This is a genomic window from Longimicrobiales bacterium (genome assembly GCA_028823235.1).
GTDB lineage: Bacteria > Gemmatimonadota > Gemmatimonadetes > Longimicrobiales > Gaopeijiaceae > UBA2589.
Genome location: JAPKBW010000007.1, coordinates 94,709 through 112,060, shown reverse-complemented (window position 1 = coordinate 112,060; position 17,352 = coordinate 94,709). Strand labels below are relative to the sequence as shown.

Here is a 17,352-nt window from a genome sequence, read left to right as displayed (position 1 = left end):
CTGAGCCCGGGCCCTCCGTGGGCAAGCCACTCTCGTCGGATGCCACGCAGCGGCGGGCAACCATCGCCGCTTGTGGTAGATTGAAAATCGCTCGCTGTCATTCGCCCGTCTCTCCGTGACTTAACCTTCGATTTATATGACGATCTCTCGCCGACGTTTCCTAGGTTCCGCAGCTGCGATTTCGCTTGGATTCGGCGGCCTCGGCTGTTCACAGACGAATGTGAGTGCTCCGTTGATCCCTCGCGGAACCGGCTTCGGCCCTCTGCAAGACGATCCTGAACGAATCATCGCGCTCCCCGACGGATTCAGCTACCGCATCGTGTCCAGACGGGGCGAAATGATGTCCGACGGGTTCTACGTGCCCGCCCGTCACGACGGCATGGCCACCTTTCCAGGCCCCGACGGGATGACACTGCTTGTTCGCAATCACGAACTCACGCTGGATGCTGACCCCGAAGATGGCGCATTTGGCGCCGACCTGGGACTCCTTTCCCGACTCGACTCGGCTCAGATTTACGACGCCGGCACATCGGGCGTTCCCGCCTTTGGCGGCACGACGACCCTGCTCTACGACACCAGAAATCAGAATCTAGTATCGCATCATCTGAGCCTAGCCGGCACCGCTGTGAACTGCGCCGGTGGACCAACACCGTGGGGCACATGGATCAGTTGCGAAGAAACGACCGAGCGAGCAGGGAGCCGGTACGCACGAGATCATGGGTACAACTTCGAAGTGCATGCTGGTCTGGACGGTCTGCCAGCACGAGCCGAGCCGCTCCGTGAAATGGGTCGCTTCAAGCATGAGGCGATCGCGGTTCATCCTGAGTCCGGCGTCGTGTATCAAACCGAGGACCTGAGTGACGGACTTCTGTATCGGTTCATCCCGAACGTCCCCGGGCAGCTCGCGCGCGGCGGGCGACTCCAGGCACTGGCAGTTCGAGGCCAGGCGAGCCTCGATATGCGCAATTTCGATGGCAGGGGAATCGAGCCTGGTGTCCTGATGGATGTCGAGTGGATCGACATGGACGACATCGAGTCCCCTGATGACGATCTGCGATACCGCGGCTTCGAGGCTGGTGCGGCGCGATTCGCCCGGGGCGAAGGCATCTTCTACGGAGAACGCGACGGACGCAGTGAGGTCTACCTCGCCTGCACCAATGGAGGTGAAGCGCGGAAGGGCCAGATCTGGCGCTATTTGCCCAGTCCGAGCGAAGGATCGGCCGGCGAGCGTGACGATCCTGCGACGCTTGAGCTATTCATCGAACCCAACGATGGCACGATCATCGAGAACGCTGACAACATCACAGTCGCACCGTCGGGAGATCTCGTTGTCTGCGAGGACGGCACCGGGGATGACTACCTCCTCGGCATTACGCCCGAGGGTCAAATCTACAAGATCGCGCAGAACCTGAGCGGGAGTGGAGAATTTGCCGGTGCATGCTTCTCACCCGATGGTTCGACGTTCTTCGTCAACATGCAGCTTGAGGGATGGACACTCGCGATTACCGGGCCTTGGGGAGGTCGACTCTAGGGCCTTTCTCCCGACCCCGTTTTGTTTCCAGGATCGGGAATGGCACGTCCCACTCGTCAAGCTGCGCGCTGGCCTGTTGCTGAAGGTTGTAATCGGTCGGATGTACGGGCTGGAGGCCGAGCACGAGACGGTATTCGACGACCGCCTCCTCCTCCCGGCCCCTTCTCTTGTACAGCTGCGCTAGGTCGAAGTGAAACAGGATGTCATCCGGCCACGACCGCGCCGCGAGCGCTAGGTGATACTCGGCGTTCTCCCAGCTCGTGTCATCCAGAGCGGGATTGCCCATAAACGTCCGAGCAATCAATCGCTGGACGCGTGACACGTTCATGATCTCGTAGTTGAGCTTGCCGAGCATGTTGTGGGCGCCGCCATGCAGCGAGTCCATCGCGAGTACCGTGTGAGCGTCGTTATAAACGACATCCGCGAGCTTCGTCGCGTATTTGGGCGCGGCATTCATCGCCCTGCGTCCGGCCGCTACGCCGTGCCAGTAATGGCCATCAATTTCCGAGGGATTCAGTGCCACCGCTCTTTCGGCCCAACCCATCGCTGGGTCGAGCCACCTGTTCTGCTTCCGCGACCCTTCCTCATCGATGCCGATCACCACAGCCGCCCGCGCTGCCCGCCATAAAGCCGCATAATCCATTGAGTCCGTCTCGAGCCACGTCTCTAGAATGTCGAGCGCGAGCCGGGGCTGATTCGACATGTAGAGTACGTCCGACTCACTGACTGGCCCATCAGAATCCAGGAACTGAGCCTCCACCGCGAACGGCAGGGCCAGAAGACTCAGCAGTGACAGGATTCTCAACATCGGAGAAAATGTGAGGAGAAGACAAACAAAAGGGGCGGCCTGCTGGCCGCCCCTCATGCTAAACCATTTCGGTGCTTGGCTTATATTAGCCGCACTCGGAGTACCCGCACACGTGGCACTTCTTACAACCTTCCTCAAAGGCGAGGTGACCCGTGCCACACTCAGGGCACGTACCCATGTCGAAGAGGTCCGGCCCATGGGAAGAGCTCGACACCTGAACCTGTTCCTGCGTGGCTGACTGGGTCATCGGAGCCGAGAGTGGAAGAGCCTCCTGCACGCCCTCCTTCTCTTCCAGATACCGCTCGATTGCCTGACCGATCCCATCTGGCACGGAGAGGACCTTGTTGGGCCCGAGTCCGACGGCGCGATCGCACGAGATCCCCCGCAGCTGATCCTTCACCTGTCGGATCGAAATGCCCGAGCGAAGGCCGAGCGACATCAGTCGCCCGATGGCCTCTGCATCTGCGTTGGCAGCTCCACCAGCCTTGCCCAGCGTGCAGAAGACCTCGAAGGGTCGGCCATCCACATCCTCATTCAGTGTTACGTACAGATCACCGAGCGGGGACATCATTTTCATGGTGTATCCACGCAGAGCGGCAGGCCTCTGACGCTTGTGGCGCGCCGACCCCGCCGTTTGATCGTGGTCCTGGAGGTCGTTCCTGAGAGCCTCGATCTCGATACGCTGGTTGTGCGCCTCCTCACGAGCGTCGGCAAGCTGGTGTTCGAGATCGGAGACCTCGGCAGAGACGGCCTCACTGCCAGCGCCCTTGGTCGTGGCGCCAGTGGTGAGCACCTGCCCCTCCCGCGACCCGTCGCGGTAGACCGTCACGCCTTTGCATCCGAGGCTGAATGCGAGTTCGTAGATCTCTCGCACCTGTTCTTCCGTAGCTTCCCGAGGGAAATTGGTCGTCTTCGAGATGGCAGAGTCCGTGTGTTCCTGGAAGGCGGACTGCATACGGACGTGCCATTCGGGGGTGATGTCGTGCGCTGTCCGGAAGACCCGCTGAATGTCTTCAGGCACCTCATCGAAGTGGATATGCCCTTCCTGAGCGATCCGCTCCATCAGGTCCGCGGAGTACCAACCACCATCCTGAGCCATGCGCACGAAGTCCGGATTGACGTCGGGCATCAGCGAACCAGCCTGATTGCGCATGAAGGCAACGGCGAACATCGGCTCAATACCACCGGAGCATCCCGCAAAGATCGAAATGGTGCCCGTCGGCGCGACCGTCGTGAGGTTGCAGTTACGAAGCGTGCGTTCGGGCCGAATGCGGCTGCCGTCGTCACGCGTCGCCGCCTTGCCCACCGGACCCCAGATCGAAGCCTCCCATGCCGGGAAGACACCGCGTGTCTCGGCGAGCCTCTCGGACGCGTTGCGCGATTCCTCGTTCAAGAACTCCATGACCTTCCGACCGAGATCGACACCTTCGACTGAGTCATAGGGGAGACCCAAGCGAACCAGCATGTCCGCCCACCCCATCACGCCGAGACCCACGCGGCGGATGTTCTGCGCGAGGTCGTGAATGTCCTGCAACGGATAGACATTGGCGTCGATCACGTTGTCGAGGAAATGAGTGGAGAGATGGATGACGTGCCTCAGCGCGTCCCAGTCGATGCCCTCGTCCGGATCGGTGCCAAGGCGGGCATCATCTTTCACGAACTTCCCGAGATTGATGCTGCCGAGGTTGCAGACATCGTACGGGAGAAGCGGCTGCTCTCCGCACGGGTTCGTCGCCTCGTAGCTACCGAGCGCCGGGACCGGGTTGTACTCGTTCGCCCGATCGATAAAGAATGTGCCCGGCTCACCCGTGAGCCACGCTCCATGGATGATCATCTGGAAAATGTCGGCCGCGTTTTCCTGTCCGATCACTTCACCGTCCCGCGGGTTGATGAGGTCGTAGTCCGCGCCCTTCTGTACTGCGTCCATGAAGGCATCTGTGATCGCGACGGAGATGTTGAAATTCGTGATCTGCGTCGTGTCGTTCTTGCACTTGATGAAGCCCCGGATATCGGGGTGATCGACCCGCAGAATTCCCATATTAGCACCACGACGCGTACCGCCCTGCTTCACCACATCCGTGCTGCCGTCATACAGCTTCATAAACGACACCGGACCGGACGCGACACCCATAGTCGAACGCACCGTTTCACCTTCGGAACGGAGTCTTGAGAACGAGAATCCGGTTCCACCGCCGGACTGGTGCACGAGTGCCATCGAGCGAAGCGTGTCATAGATACCATCCTGACCGTTCGAGAGCGCGTCCTCGACCGGGAGCACGAAGCAGGCGGACAGCTGACCCAGAGGGCGGCCGGCGTTCATGAGCGTCGGGGAGTTCGGCTCGAATTTGCCGTTGATCATCAGGTCGTAGAACTGACGAGCGACTTCATCCACGGCGGAATCCGCTGCGCCGTAATCGCCGTCGACTCCCGCGATCGTGCGCGCGACACGCCAGAACATCACCTCAGGCTCTTCGGTCGGCTCGCCAGCGCCGTCCTTCTTCAGGTACCGTTTCCCGAGCACGATCCGCGCGTTCTCAGTCAACTCCGCATGAGACAAGTCATCCGGTAATACATCATCAAAGATTACGGACTCTCTGCGGGGGCGAGGCTGGTGAACGCGGGTCATCTCGACGGTACTCCGTGTGGAAAAACAGGTGGGAAAAGGCGGATACAAGAGTTGAAAAACGACGGGAACCCACTCCCGCCGGTCATTTCACTGTGGAAAACTCTCTGGAGCCCTACCAGATGTTGGGCAAAAGCATTGTATGAGCCCCATATCTTGTGGTCAAGTTTGTGACATCCCGCACCATATGTTTGTCACGAAAAGGCTAGAAAAAGCTTGCGCTTCGGGATACGTTCGGGCATCGAGGCGCTGCCTGCAAGGGGGGTAGCACTCCATTTTCGCCTAAGACCGGCCGTTCAGAAGGGCAGGCCGATCCGTACCCAACCTCGAGCACCGTTGCCATCGATCAGCGGTACGCCAACGCCACCGCGGAGCCTCAAGCGGATGTCGTAGAGGCCAGTGATCTGAGTGGTCAGTTCGGCTCCGACTGACGCCAGGCCGACTCGGAGCGGGTTCTGGAATCCGGAGGCAGTCACATCGGGTCCCCAGGCATTCCCCGTGTCGAAAAACACGGATCCGATCGCGCGGTCGAGATGCACCGGCCAGGCGCGAAATCCTTTGTTGATGAGCCAAAGCGGAAAACGGTACTCAGCCGAGGCGCTCCACGCGTACTGCCCGAATCGACTCGAGGTCTCGTAGCCTCGCATCGGGAAAAAAATGAAGCCGCCGCCAAACAGCTCAAGGCCTGTAAACGGCTCAACCTGCCCGGAGGCCCCACCTACGCGGTATTGAAGTGGGCCCGCGCCGGAACCTCTCGCCACTCCCGCACTGGCCTGCATGGCAAGAACATGAGTGGCGTGCCCCCCGCCCCAGAGCGGAATCGCCCCTCGAACCCGGGCTAGCACTTCATCGAATGATCGATCGACTCCGGACACACCCACAAGTGAATCAGGGAGCGAAACGTCGGCCCGAACACGGCTGAGCAGAAACACGCTCAGGCCCCTGGCCGTGCCCATCTGGAAGGAGTGTGTGCGGGTCGAATTGAAGTTCACCGAAGCGGTCAGGTCCGCGACCTGTGCGGTCGGCCTGTTGAGCGTGAAGTCGTCGGAGGGCTGAAGAGCAACGTCCAGGAGACTCCGGTTCTCCCAAGTCCAACCGCCGGACACCGTGAAGCTGAGATTCCTCCGCCATTTGCGAAGCTGAAAGGTCATGGCTCCCTCGACGGACCGCTCCCGTTCGAGAATCAGGAGTGTGTCCTGTTCGAGATCGAGATTCTCTGCCAGTAGCTGTCCGCCGTCCTCGTAGCCCTGATTGGCCCTGAAAGTGAGGATCGGCGACCCGAGTCCCGCGTATGAGTAGGAGGCTCCTCCCGCGAATTTTCCCCCGGTCGTGGAGTAGCGCCCGACCGCACCCCACCCATGTCGGCCCACGAGGTCGCGACCCGAAGTCTGCAGACCTAGGCTGAAGCCCAGCAGTTCCCGGCGCCGCAAAAAAGTTTCGTCAGCGCTTTGTTCTGGCGCCTCGACCGGATCGAGATACGCAACTTCCCAGTACTTCGGGGCCAAGGTCGGCCAGGCGGAATACTGCTCCATGACCCCGTCATTCGCTCCTCGTGCCGTCGCGGGAGCAGTCGCTACGAACCTCGACGCGACCACGGGCGCGGAGACCGCCGCGGTCGGATCGAACTCCGTCCGTTCAATCTCCCACCCGTCCACGTGGTAACCGGAGAAGTAGAGGGACGTGCCAGCGGGATCCACAGACGGGTAGCCCGCTCCGGTAAGCACGTTCGTCAGCAGGACCGGGGGGCCGGCTCGTCCCGTGGCTGTATCGACCGGCGCGCCCAGGACGTTCAGAATGCCTGTCCGATCGGACGACCAGACGAGCCAGGCGCCGTCGGCGCTCCAGGCAGGAGCGAGGTCGAGCGCCCGGTCTGCGGTTACCTCATCGACGACCCTGCCGGTGCTCGCATCGAGCACGATGACATCGTGGTAGGCCTCCGGCTCCCAGCGGGTGGCGACAATCCATCGTCCATCAGGTGACCAGCGCGGAAACGCCCAGTGCACGTCGGGGTCGGGGCCGACGAGCGTTTCGACGGAACCGGAGACCAGATCGACTACAACGAGCTCATTCGTCCCGTCTCCTTCACGAATCGCGACCGCCGACGCTCCGTCCGGAGCGCTCGACGGCTGGGTCAGCCGTGCCGAGTGCGTCACGCGTTGCTCGTCGCCGTCCAGGCTCCGGATATAGAGGTCGCCATAGGACCGATACGCATCTTCAAACTCGAGCTGGCTGAGCAAAATCCGATTGTCCGGCGTCCACGAAAAGGTTGCGAGCCCATTCGTGCGCCCGACCGAACGATCCTCTCCGGTGTCGGTGTCCTGGACACGGAGCTGGATGTCCGATCGACCGTCGGACCTCGTGTAGGCGATCCATCGACCGTCCGGCGACACCACCGGACGCAGCCCCCATCTCGCGTCCTCGGTAAGGCGCTCTGACTGCGTGATGGGTGCCACCCTTTCCAGTTGGGCGTCCAGGTCGGAGAGATCGGCCTCCAGGCTCTCCCGCCACACCTGCCACTCCTCGGTCAGAGATACACCAAACGCGTAGCGACCTGCGGCATCAATCCGATATGGGATCCACTGACCAGCGATCCTATCGACGAAGTCGACCATCTTCTCTTCCCCGTAGCGCTCAAGGAGGAAATCGAAGAAGAGGGACCCGTAGGCGTACGGACGATTGCCACCAGGCCAGAGGGGTGAATTTCCGGAAGCCTGTCCGATGTCCTCGAACCGGCCCTCGAGTACAGCGGTGCGAAGCTGCATCTCGTTGAATGTGCCGGCGACTCTGCCCGCGTTAGTGAGTCGAGACTCGTACCACGTGGCGAGCCCCTCGGAGACCCAGCGCGGCGTGCCAAGCTCCGGGAAAAACGGCCATTCCGTCCTGACCCGGCCAAACACTGCGCGCGCGACCTTGCCGATGGGGTTTTCGACGAGGTCAAGGTGCACGATGTGCGCGAGCTCGTGGGTAATAACAAGTTCCAGCCACTCGTCAGAATATCCGATCGACAATTGGTCGGCTGGAGGGCGAGCGAACACCACGATCCGATTGGACGGTGTGACGCTGGCGTAGCCGTTGGAGACGTCCGTGTGGTCCGTCACAAGCACGTCAATCATGTCGCCCGGTGGAGCGACGAACTGAACCGACAATTTATCCCAGGCTCGCTCGGAGCGGTCCGCTGCACGACGCCCGAGCGCCTCGAGTCCCTCCGGGAAAGTGATGCGAAAATGCTCGGTGGTAATCGTCCGCCACGCTTCGTCCGGAGCCTGTGCCGAAAGCTCGCTCTGCGCGCAGAGAGTGACCCCGAACGCTATGCCCGCGAGAACCGCGAGCCGTAGAGGCGCCTTGAAAAGCCCCGACCGCCGAGCCAATCTACTTTCCCCTCGCCCCAAACTCATCGCGCATGGCCTCCAAGAAGAGCATCTGGTACCACATTGGGCACGCTCTCGAGCGTTCCCGTCGGGCACCTGACCCGGAACGAAGGGTCATGGGTTTGGCGCATCGGCGCGCCGAACCGGAGATAGCCCGCGAACGCGAGCCGCGCCAACCGATCCCGTCGGCGGACGAACTCATGAGTGCGGGTGTGGCGGTCGTCGTGGACCGCGTTCTCGCGGGGTGGTCGGGTCGAAAGGCGCCGAGCTTTTCTAAGCTTCTGCGCGCGGCCGCGGCTGGTGCGACTGCTGCGGTTTTGGTGGATCTGTTGAGGCCACTCCTTACCGAAGAGGGCGCATTTCCGGGCCTGGATCGCGAAACCGCCGACCGAGTCCTGGCAGGCGTCGGACAAGGCCTTGTCTATGGTTCGATCGTCGAGCCGCGAGTCCCGGGGCCGGCGCTCATCAAGGGCGCCCTGTACGGATCGGCCGAGTACGCCACGGAGCCCGTCGGTGGCCTCCACGGGCTGTTGGGGGCGCACGTTCCTCAGAACCGACTGCCAATCGTCGGAGACGTGTTCGACGTCGTCGCCCCGCACGATCGGGCGTTCCTGGAGCACTTGGTCTTCGGCATCACACTCGCGCTCCTCTACGAGTCCAGCTCTTCCAGCAACGGAATACGCCCCGAAGAGGAGTAATCTTCAACTGAAGTACCAGGGTTGAAATACTCCGAGGGACACGCAGAGATACCCACAGCCGTCTCACCTGACGCGCCCGCTCTCGCCCGATCCGAAGGCGGCAGAATACCCAGCAACTGGGCCCCACCCTCGTTGGGCTGCCCGAACCCACGGACATAGCAGAAGGCTCCTGGTCTCTCACGAACGGCTCCTCCTACGTAGCGCGTCGCCAGCCCATCCCAACGGTCGAGCAGTATGTAGCGGGCCCCTATCTCGTCCGCGAGGTCGAGTTGGGCCTGGGCCAGTTCGCTGAACGGAAAGGCTCGACTCAGCCGCCCGCTGAGCGCGTAGAAGTGTCGAGGCTTCCGCGTCAGTACAGCGGCGTCAGCAGGAAGTCCTTCGCGTATCCAGGACGCGGCCATCACGAAGTATCCCACGCGCGATCCATAGCAGGCCCAGGGGCCATTCTCACGGACGGACGTGGCACACTCCTGTGTCTGCTGTCTGCCATCCATCCAGTTCCCCCCGGCCGGGAGCAACAGCACCAGCAGGGCGGCGACGCCAATGAGCTGACCACCGGGTGACGGCACCTTAGCGGCGACCATGCGAATCGCGACGGCGGCGTAGAGGAATGCAAGCGGATAGAGCGGGAGGGCGAAACGATCTCCTCCCCACACCGCCGGCCACACGAGGATGAGGCCTGCGTAGAGTGGGAAGAAAATTTCGGCCGGTCCGACCCGTTCTTTGGTCGAAAGCACCCAGCCGGCCAGAGCAACGACAGTGAGCGTGACCCCGATCAACGCGAGTCCGGAAGCTCCGTTGCCGACCACACCCCCGGGGAGATGCTGCAATACATAGGTCGAGAGGTTCTCCAAGATTCTTGCTACGAGACCCGGGATCCCGATCGTGCCAAGTGCTGGCTGATAGGGGTCGATCATCCAGAACTCGGTCCCGTATTGAGCGACGCCCTCCCCGCGCCCGCGGAGCCACCATGCGAACATCGGGAGCCCGAGTGCCGAGCCCACTCCGCCGAGCAACTTCCACCGCCGGTCCAGTGCCAGCCAGGCCAAGATCGCCAGCACGAGAGGGAGACCGGCCGAACGGGTGAAGTAGGCTAGGCCCGCCGAAAGGACTGCGCAGGCGAGCCAGCCGCGATGGATGTCTACTTCAACTTCGGACGCAATCGAGCCTTCCGGCACGTCGCCGTCCGTTCGTCCGCTCGCCTCGTCCGACTCATGCACCGCCACGGACAACGACCAAAACGACATCATGGTCAGAGCGAGGAACAGCGGGTCCGACAGCACCCACTGGCTGTAGTAAACCACGCCCGAAGCGCTCGCCAGCAGTAGGGCGACAGCAGCACCGGGGAGAGCTCCGACCCGACGTTGTGCCCAAAGTACGGTGAACAGGACAGCGAGAACCGTCGGAACCGCTGCGGACAGCTTGAGCGCGACCCAGGTGCGGGCTCCGGCGGCCATCATCAGAGCCAGCAGACCGGGAAACACGGGTGGATACTTCGTATGCGGCAATCCCTGCGGGTCGAAGACATCACTGTATCCACTCCCGGTCAGCAGCCCGTGCGCGAGTGCCACATACCCCGCGTTGTCACCACCCGAGTGGGGGATTGGATTGAAGGAGGTGGCGACGATGAGCGCGCTCGCCACGGTCACGAGCGTCGCGAGCCACCACTTCAGGCGTGTTGGCGTCATGGGTCGAGCGTCCCGACCACGTCCGCAATCACCCCTGAAGCCGCTTCGAGATGACGGCGAGCTTCATCCGCGCCGACTCCGAGCTGCCCCATGACGAGTGCAGTCTTCACATGCCCTTGGGCACCGGCAAGGAGATCTGTAGCCTCCGCGCGGTCGATATCGAGCATCCCCTGGAGAATCCGCTCACCCCGGTCCTGCAGCTTTTCGCACGTAACCTGGAGATCGACCATCAGGTTCCCGTATACCTTCCCAAGGCGGACCATCGCACCGGTGGTGATCGTGTTCAGGACAAGCTTGGTGGCGGTCCCGGCCTTCATGCGTGTCGATCCGGTAATGACCTCCGGTCCGACAAGTGGCGCGATGACGACATCCAGTCGTTTGACCAGCTCTGGACTCGGCGGCGTGCACATCAAGAAGCCAGTTCGCGCGCCTCGCTCCGCTGCCCGATTCACGGCACCGTGGACGTATGGCGTTGAGCCGGAGGTCGCGATCCCGAGGACGAAGTCCCGTGCGTCCACCTCCATGTCGTCGATTGAAGCAGCTCCGTCGGCTGGATGATCCTCAGCGCCTTCCTGAGATCGCACGAGGGCTTCAGAGCCACCAGCAATGATCCCCCGCACCATCGCCGGGTCTGTCCCGTACGTGGGGGGCATCTCTGAAGCATCGAGCACCCCGAGTCGTCCGGACGTTCCCGCGCCGACGTAGATCAGCCGGCCCCCAGATCGAAACGCAGCCTCAGCGAGCCTCAGCGCTTTGGCGATGGCTTCACGCTCTGCGCCGACAGCTTCGGCGATCTTCCGGTCCTCCGCATTGATGAGATCGACAATGCCCAGAGGGTCCAGCGTATCGATCTCCTGCGAGGCAGGGTTTTGCTGTTCGGTGAGGCGACGATCGCGCATGAATGCTTGTGACGGGACGGAGGTACCCTGATCTTCAGCGGCGCCCGAAACTATGCGTAGCCGCCTGAACACGGCAACGCGTCGTACACCCGAGCCCTGATGTCGATGCACACCGACGCACCACGCCTCAACGCCCTGTCATGGAGCCTCCCGATGACTCGTTCTCTGCGCACCCTAGCCAGCACAGTCAGCCTGAGCCTGGGCATCTGGGGATGCACTGCCCCGGCTCCCGATTCAGCCGATGTCACCTTTCCGTCGAGCTGGCGATACGCCGCCACAGGGCAGCCGATCGAGGCTTCACACGGGATGGTCGTATCCACGGACGAGTACGCCAGCCAAGTAGGGGTGGACGTGCTTCGGTCCGGCGGCAACGCGATCGATGCAGCCATCGCCGTTCAATTTGCCCTCGCGGTCGTGAACCCGGAGGCGGGAAATATCGGCGGAGGTGGCTTCATGGTTCTTCGTACGGCCGGGGGTGAGACCGCAGCTGTTGATTTTCGCGAAAAGGCCCCGTTGGCGGCTACCCGGGACATGTACCTGGACGCAGACGGGAATCTCACAGACAAGTCCGTGGTCGGACATTTGGCAGCAGGTGTCCCCGGTACGGTCTCCGGTATGTGGGAAGCACATCAGCGCTATGGGACGCTCGAATGGGAGGCGCTTCTCGCGCCCGCCATCGGACTCGCCGATGGGTTCGAGGTCAGGCAGCGCTTCCTGGGATCTCTCGGCACAACGATGGTCCAGGCTCTGTCTGCCTTCCCCGCGTCGGCATCGCAGTTCCTGCCGCGCGACGGACAGCCACCGCAGGTCGGTGACACACTTCATCAGCCCGACCTTGCAGCCACGCTGCGACGGATCAGCGATCAGGGACCCAATGGCTTCTACAAAGGCGAGACGGCGGACCTGGTCGTAGCGGAGATGGCTCGAGGGGACGGCATCATCACCCACAAGGACTTGGCTGAGTACAAGGCGTCATGGCGAGATCCGATTTCATTCACGTACCGCGACCACACGGTTATTTCGATGCCTCCCTCGTCCTCAGGCGGTGCGACGATGGCAGAGATAGCGAACATTCTTGAAGGCTACGACATCGGCTCGATGGACTGGCAAGGCGCGGAGATGGTCCACCTGTATGCCGAGGCCTTCAAGCGTGCGTACGCGGACCGGAATCACTACCTCGCGGACCCAGACTTTATCGACATGCCGCTGGAACGGATGACGTCGGCGGCCTATGCAGCTGAACGGGCGGCCACGATCTCCGAAGCTGAATCCACTCCGTCCGCCGACGTCGGACCAGGCATGGAAGGTGGACCGGACGAGGGCGAGAACACGACCCACTTCTCGATCGTCGATGCAGACGGGAACGCTGTAGCGGTCACGACCACGATCAACTCATGGTACGGGAGCAAGGTGACAGTTGCCGGAGCCGGGTTCGTGCTCAACAACGAGATGGACGACTTCGCTGCCAAGCCGGGCACACCCAACCAGTTCGGCCTCGTTCAGGGCGAGAACAACGCGGTGGGACCGGGCAAACGCATGCTGTCAGCCATGACGCCTTCCATCGTGCTCGCTCCCGACGGAGACCTGAAAATGGTTACGGGCACACCCGGAGGCTCGACGATCATCACGACCGTATTCCAGACGATCTCGAACGTTCTCGACCACGGAATGAACGTTGTTCAGGCCGTCAACGCACCGCGCGTCCACCACCAGCACCTCCCCGACCAGATCTACTACGAGGCCGGAGGGCTAGACCTCGCAACGGTCGCGTCGCTCGAAGCGCTCGGCCACCGCGTGATCGAGAGAGGCGACATCTCAGGAGACGTTCAGGCGATTCTGGTGGAGAGGGGGCGCCTTACGGCGTGGTCCGATCCGCGGCGCGGCGGCGTGGCTCGGGGGTACTAGGAACACATGCACGAACTCCGCTCGATTTATCCCTACTTCCGCCCCTACCGTGGGGCGATCGCGTGGGGAATCGTATGCGTCGTCTTCGCGAATGCCTTCCAGATCGCTGGCCCCTGGTTCATGAAGCTGGCGATCGACAGTCTTGATGATCCAGCGGTTACGAGAGGCGACACCACCTTCTACGCCGGTCTGATCGTGGTTACGGCAGTGCTCGGGGGCGCATTCCGCTTCGGGATGCGCCAACTCCTGAACGGAGTCAGTCGTCGGATCGAGACGGATCTCAGGAACGACTTCTTCGGCCACCTGCTCCGCATGGACGCGACGTTCTACGGTACGACACGGACCGGCGATCTAATGAGCCGGGCAACGAACGACACCCTCGCGGTCCGGATGGCCGCCGGGCCGGCCATCATGTACACCGTGAATACGATTGCCAGCTTCGGATTCGCCCTCGGCTTCATGCTGGTAATCAGCGTCCGCCTGACACTGTATGCCATGATCCCGCTGCTGATCCTGCCACCGATCGTGCTGTTCTTCGGGCGCATCATCCACAAGCGCTTCGAGGAGATCCAGAAGCAGTTCGCGAGCCTGTCCACCTTCGTCCAAGAAAACCTGACAGGCGTCCGACTGGTGCGCGCCTACGCCCAGGAAACGGAGCAGCGTCGGAAATTCGACGACTACAACCTGGACTACCGATCGAGGAACATGCGCCTGGTTCTGAGTGCCGGGCTGTTCCATCCGCTCCTGATGTTCATCTCGGGCGTGGCGATGGTGCTCGTGACGGGACTCGGAGCCATCGAGGTGATGGCTGGAGACATTTCGCTGGGAGACTTCGTCGCCTTCGGCTTCTACCTGACGCTCCTCATCTGGCCAATGATCGCGCTCGGATGGGTGGTCAATCTCTACCAGAGGGGCGCCGCCTCAATGGGCCGATTGAACCGGATTCTGGAGCAGACGCCGGCAATCACGGTCTCAGACGACCCGACCTCGTTAGCGGACGCAAGTGGAGCGATCGAATTCCGAGGAGTGAGCTTCGCTTATCCTGGCACAGAGCGACTCGTACTGGACGACGTCAGCTTCACCGTCGAGGCCGGAGCGTCCATCGCCATCGTAGGCCCGACTGGCTCCGGAAAGACGACGATCGTCGCACTGCTTTCGCGTCTCTACGACCCGACGAGCGGTACGATCCTGCTCGACAGCATTCCGATCACCCAGGTCGATCCGGAAGAACTGCGGCTCCGGATCGGGATGGTACCACAGGATCCCTTCCTCTTTTCCGACACGATCGAAGGGAATATCGGCCTCGGGATACCGTACGAAGACGAGGATGCGTCCGGGAAAGATGCCGACGCACCCGCAGGGACCGATATCGCTGTGGCTGTTCAACGATCAGCTGAGATCGCTCAGCTTCACGACCAGATCATCGAGTTTCCGAAAGGCTACAAGACGCTTCTCGGGGAGCGAGGTATCAATCTGTCCGGTGGACAGAAACAGAGAGCCACCCTCGCCCGCGCGCTCGCGCGAGACCCACTGATTCTGGTCCTCGACGACGCCCTGAGTGCAGTCGACACCCACACCGAGTCAGCGATCCTCTCGGACCTGCAGGGCGTGACACAGACGCGTACATCCTTTGTAATCAGCCATCGCGTGAGTGCCGTGATGGACGCTGACAAGATCCTAGTGCTGGAAGAAGGGCGAATCGTTCAGCAGGGTCGCCACACAGACTTGATTCGGGCGGAGGGCACCTACGCCCGCCTGCTACGCCGCCAACTTCTGAAAGAGGACCTAGCAGCCGAGTCGGCCTGACCTGCGTGAGGCACCGGCCAGTGGAGCGTTCTGCCTCCCCCAGCCAGCGTTCTAGATGCGCTCCAGAATGAACGCCGGAGCGAACTGATTCATGTAGGCAGCCAGCACCGTGAACTTGCCGGTCAACAGCAGGATACCCAACACGATCAGGAGTGCGCCTGACGCCTTCTCCATGACCGGGATCCACTTCTTGAATTTCTGGAACGTCTGTAAAAACCGGTCGAGCGCGAGGGATGCCAAGAGAAATGGGATCGCGAGGCCGAGCGAGTACACGCTCAGAAGCCCTACGCCCGCCCACATCGTGTCTTGTGTCATACCGTAGGTGAGAATCGCACCGAGGATCGGACCGATGCATGGCGTCCAACCCGCGCCAAAGGCCATCCCGACTCCCAGCGTACCGAGGTAACCTGCCGGCTTATTGGCCAAGTGGATGCGCTTCTCCTGCATGAGCGGCGCAAGCCTGAAAACGCCTGCGAGGTGCATGCCAAGAAGAATAATGACCACTCCACCGATTCGGGCGATCCATACCTCGTACAAGCGAAAAAACTGCCCGAGGAACGACGCCGACGCACCGAGAAGAATGAAGATCAAGCTGAAGCCGGTCACAAAGAGCAGCGAGTGCGTAAAAGTGGCGCGTCGATCTACGCCTTCTTGCAGGTCTTCGAGACTCATCCCGGTTACGAACGCGAGGTAGCTAGGCACGAGCGGCAGCACGCACGGTGACAGAAAGGAAAAAATCCCTGCCGAAAACGCGATCATGATTCCGACGTCGACTTCGTTCACGGTGATCCGTGCTCCGATTCAAGTTCTCTAGAGTCGGCGGCCACTTCGGCTCGCTCTCCTTCTTCCCCCTTCACACCGGAGAGCAGTTGTGACGCATGCTCTTCTGCGTGTGCCTTTCGCGCCTGAACATAGGCCCTAATGCCCGTTGCCACCGCCAGCCACGCACCAACCAACGCTACCGCCTGGCCGCCTCAGCGTCCTGTACGAATCCAGCCTTGGACTAAATGTGTCAGGATTTGGGTTGAATCAGACCAAGCGATTCTGGAATCGATACGATATCAGCTTGTACGCGAGCTTGGCCACGAGGAAGTCCGGAGCGGGCATCCCCGGAGTCGGTGCGAGCTCGACGATGTCCGCCGCCACCACCTCACGCTCGGCAAAGACGCGCTTGAGGAATCTGAGCGTCCGATACCAGTCTCCGCCACCAGGCTCCGGCGTCCCCGTCGAGGGCATGAGAGACGGATCGAAGTAGTCCACATCGAAGGTCAGGTACACCTTCGGACCGAGGGCCTCCAGAGCACCGTCCATCCAGGCGTCGTCCTCCCACATTTCGTCGGCCCATATGAGCGTCGAGCCACAAGCGGACGCACTGGCGTCTACCTCTTCTTGGCTGACGCCGCGTACACCAACCGCTACCACATCAGCTTTCGCCAAGACTCGTGCCATCGCACTCGCGTGTGAGTGGGGCGTCCCTTCGAATTCCGCCCTGAGATCCGCATGGGCGTCCATCTGAAGAACCGAAAGTCGCTCTTCCGGATGTTTAGCGGCCAGCCGCTCGGCTTGAGCGAGAACGGCGGGTGACGACACAGAGTGCTCCCCACCCAGCATGAGCAGGAAACGGTCAGCACAGGTATCCGCTACCCGTGCGTACGCCTCCTGGAGCTCCAGCATCGCGGGTGTGGCGCCGGCCCGGGTGAGCTCAAGGGCCGGAAGCGTATGAATTCCGATTCGATCTCCGGGCTCGCAGCCGAACTCCTGATCGTACAGTTCGATATACCGGGAGGCGGAGATGATACCCTCGGGGCCTCGTCGGGTACCACTGCCCCAAGACGTCGTCGACTCGTAAGGAACGGGAAGCAGGACGGCGTCAGCCCGATCGAAGGAAGCCGCGGGCGCATCCAGCCCAAGAAACGTATGCGGCAACTCCCAAGGGAGATCACCCAAGCCGGATGGCACGCCGTGAGGAGCGTTGTCTTCGAGGCCGCGGCCCGCAGCCTCAGGGTCACGTCGATTCGGCATCAGT

At 61.9% G+C, this 17,352-nt stretch carries 11 protein-coding genes; 4 read left to right on the top strand and 7 right to left on the bottom strand.

The window, feature by feature from the left end; translation table 11 throughout:
• The first annotated feature begins 136 nt into the window (after nt 1-136).
• A complete protein-coding gene (locus tag OSA81_05995; protein ID MDE0898552.1) occupies nt 137-1,531 on the top strand; it encodes a DUF839 domain-containing protein in 1,395 nt (464 codons plus the stop codon).
• Here the strand turns inward: OSA81_05995 and OSA81_05990 are convergent.
• The 3 genes from OSA81_05990 to OSA81_05980 all read right to left on the bottom strand — a co-directional run bounded on the left by OSA81_05990 (nt 1,503) and on the right by OSA81_05980 (nt 8,330).
• Entirely contained in the window at nt 1,503-2,339 is an 837-nt protein-coding gene (locus OSA81_05990) for a hypothetical protein (GenBank protein ID MDE0898551.1), read from the bottom strand. The two genes, OSA81_05995 and OSA81_05990, sit on opposite strands and share 29 nt — an antisense overlap.
• 85 nt (nt 2,340-2,424) lie before the next feature.
• Nucleotides 2,425-4,965: a vitamin B12-dependent ribonucleotide reductase gene (locus tag OSA81_05985; GenBank protein ID MDE0898550.1), complete on the bottom strand. Its 2,541-nt coding sequence runs from the start codon at nt 4,963-4,965 to the stop codon at nt 2,425-2,427.
• A 293-nt stretch (nt 4,966-5,258) separates the two neighbouring features.
• Entirely contained in the window at nt 5,259-8,330 is a 3,072-nt protein-coding gene (locus tag OSA81_05980; protein ID MDE0898549.1) for a hypothetical protein, read from the bottom strand.
• 32 nt (nt 8,331-8,362) lie between these two features.
• On the opposite strand from OSA81_05980, the gene OSA81_05975 reads away from it, so the two are divergent.
• Nucleotides 8,363-9,028 carry a hypothetical protein gene (locus tag OSA81_05975; GenBank protein MDE0898548.1) on the top strand — a complete coding sequence of 222 codons (666 nt, stop codon included), beginning with the start codon at nt 8,363-8,365 and terminating at the stop codon, nt 9,026-9,028.
• On the opposite strand, the gene OSA81_05970 is transcribed toward OSA81_05975, so the two are convergent.
• Nucleotides 8,980-10,716 carry a hypothetical protein gene (locus tag OSA81_05970; protein ID MDE0898547.1) on the bottom strand — a complete coding sequence of 579 codons (1,737 nt, stop codon included), beginning with the start codon at nt 10,714-10,716 and terminating at the stop codon, nt 8,980-8,982. The genes OSA81_05975 and OSA81_05970 overlap by 49 nt on opposite strands.
• Entirely contained in the window at nt 10,713-11,615 is a 903-nt protein-coding gene (gene murQ / locus OSA81_05965; GenBank protein ID MDE0898546.1) for an N-acetylmuramic acid 6-phosphate etherase, read from the bottom strand. The genes OSA81_05970 and murQ overlap by 4 nt, the downstream gene beginning before the upstream one ends.
• A gap of 99 nt (nt 11,616-11,714) precedes the next feature.
• Here murQ and ggt point away from each other — a divergent pair, with 99 nt between their 5' ends.
• Nucleotides 11,715-13,520 (top strand): gamma-glutamyltransferase, encoded by a 1,806-nt coding sequence (gene ggt, locus OSA81_05960; GenBank protein ID MDE0898545.1) that lies wholly within the window; start codon nt 11,715-11,717, stop codon nt 13,518-13,520.
• 6 nt (nt 13,521-13,526) lie between these two features.
• A complete protein-coding gene (locus tag OSA81_05955) occupies nt 13,527-15,326 on the top strand; it encodes an ABC transporter ATP-binding protein (protein ID MDE0898544.1) in 1,800 nt (599 codons plus the stop codon).
• A 51-nt stretch (nt 15,327-15,377) separates the two neighbouring features.
• Here the strand turns inward: OSA81_05955 and OSA81_05950 are convergent, their stop codons facing one another.
• Complete coding sequence (locus OSA81_05950; protein ID MDE0898543.1) at nt 15,378-16,109, bottom strand: cytochrome c biogenesis protein CcdA; 732 nt, start codon at nt 16,107-16,109, stop codon at nt 15,378-15,380.
• Nucleotides 16,110-16,355: 246 nt separating this feature from the next.
• Nucleotides 16,356-17,348: an agmatinase gene (speB, locus tag OSA81_05945; protein MDE0898542.1), complete on the bottom strand. Its 993-nt coding sequence runs from the start codon at nt 17,346-17,348 to the stop codon at nt 16,356-16,358.
• Between the last annotated feature and the right edge of the window lie 4 nt (nt 17,349-17,352).

Excerpts from the sequence above, each read along its gene's own strand:
- murQ (MDE0898546.1), bottom strand. The coding sequence starts at position 11,615 with ATGCGCGATCGTCGCCTCACCGAACAGCAAAACCCTGCCTCGCAGGAG.
- OSA81_05985 (MDE0898550.1), bottom strand. The coding sequence starts at position 4,965 with ATGACCCGCGTTCACCAGCCTCGCCCCCGCAGAGAGTCCGTAATCTTT.
- OSA81_05990 (MDE0898551.1), bottom strand. The coding sequence starts at position 2,339 with ATGTTGAGAATCCTGTCACTGCTGAGTCTTCTGGCCCTGCCGTTCGCG.
- OSA81_05975 (MDE0898548.1), top strand. The coding sequence starts at position 8,363 with ATGGCCTCCAAGAAGAGCATCTGGTACCACATTGGGCACGCTCTCGAG.
- OSA81_05955 (MDE0898544.1), top strand. The coding sequence starts at position 13,527 with ATGCACGAACTCCGCTCGATTTATCCCTACTTCCGCCCCTACCGTGGG.
- ggt (MDE0898545.1), top strand. The coding sequence starts at position 11,715 with ATGTCGATGCACACCGACGCACCACGCCTCAACGCCCTGTCATGGAGC.
- OSA81_05995 (MDE0898552.1), top strand. The coding sequence starts at position 137 with ATGACGATCTCTCGCCGACGTTTCCTAGGTTCCGCAGCTGCGATTTCG.
- OSA81_05970 (MDE0898547.1), bottom strand. The coding sequence starts at position 10,716 with ATGACGCCAACACGCCTGAAGTGGTGGCTCGCGACGCTCGTGACCGTG.
- speB (MDE0898542.1), bottom strand. The coding sequence starts at position 17,348 with ATGCCGAATCGACGTGACCCTGAGGCTGCGGGCCGCGGCCTCGAAGAC.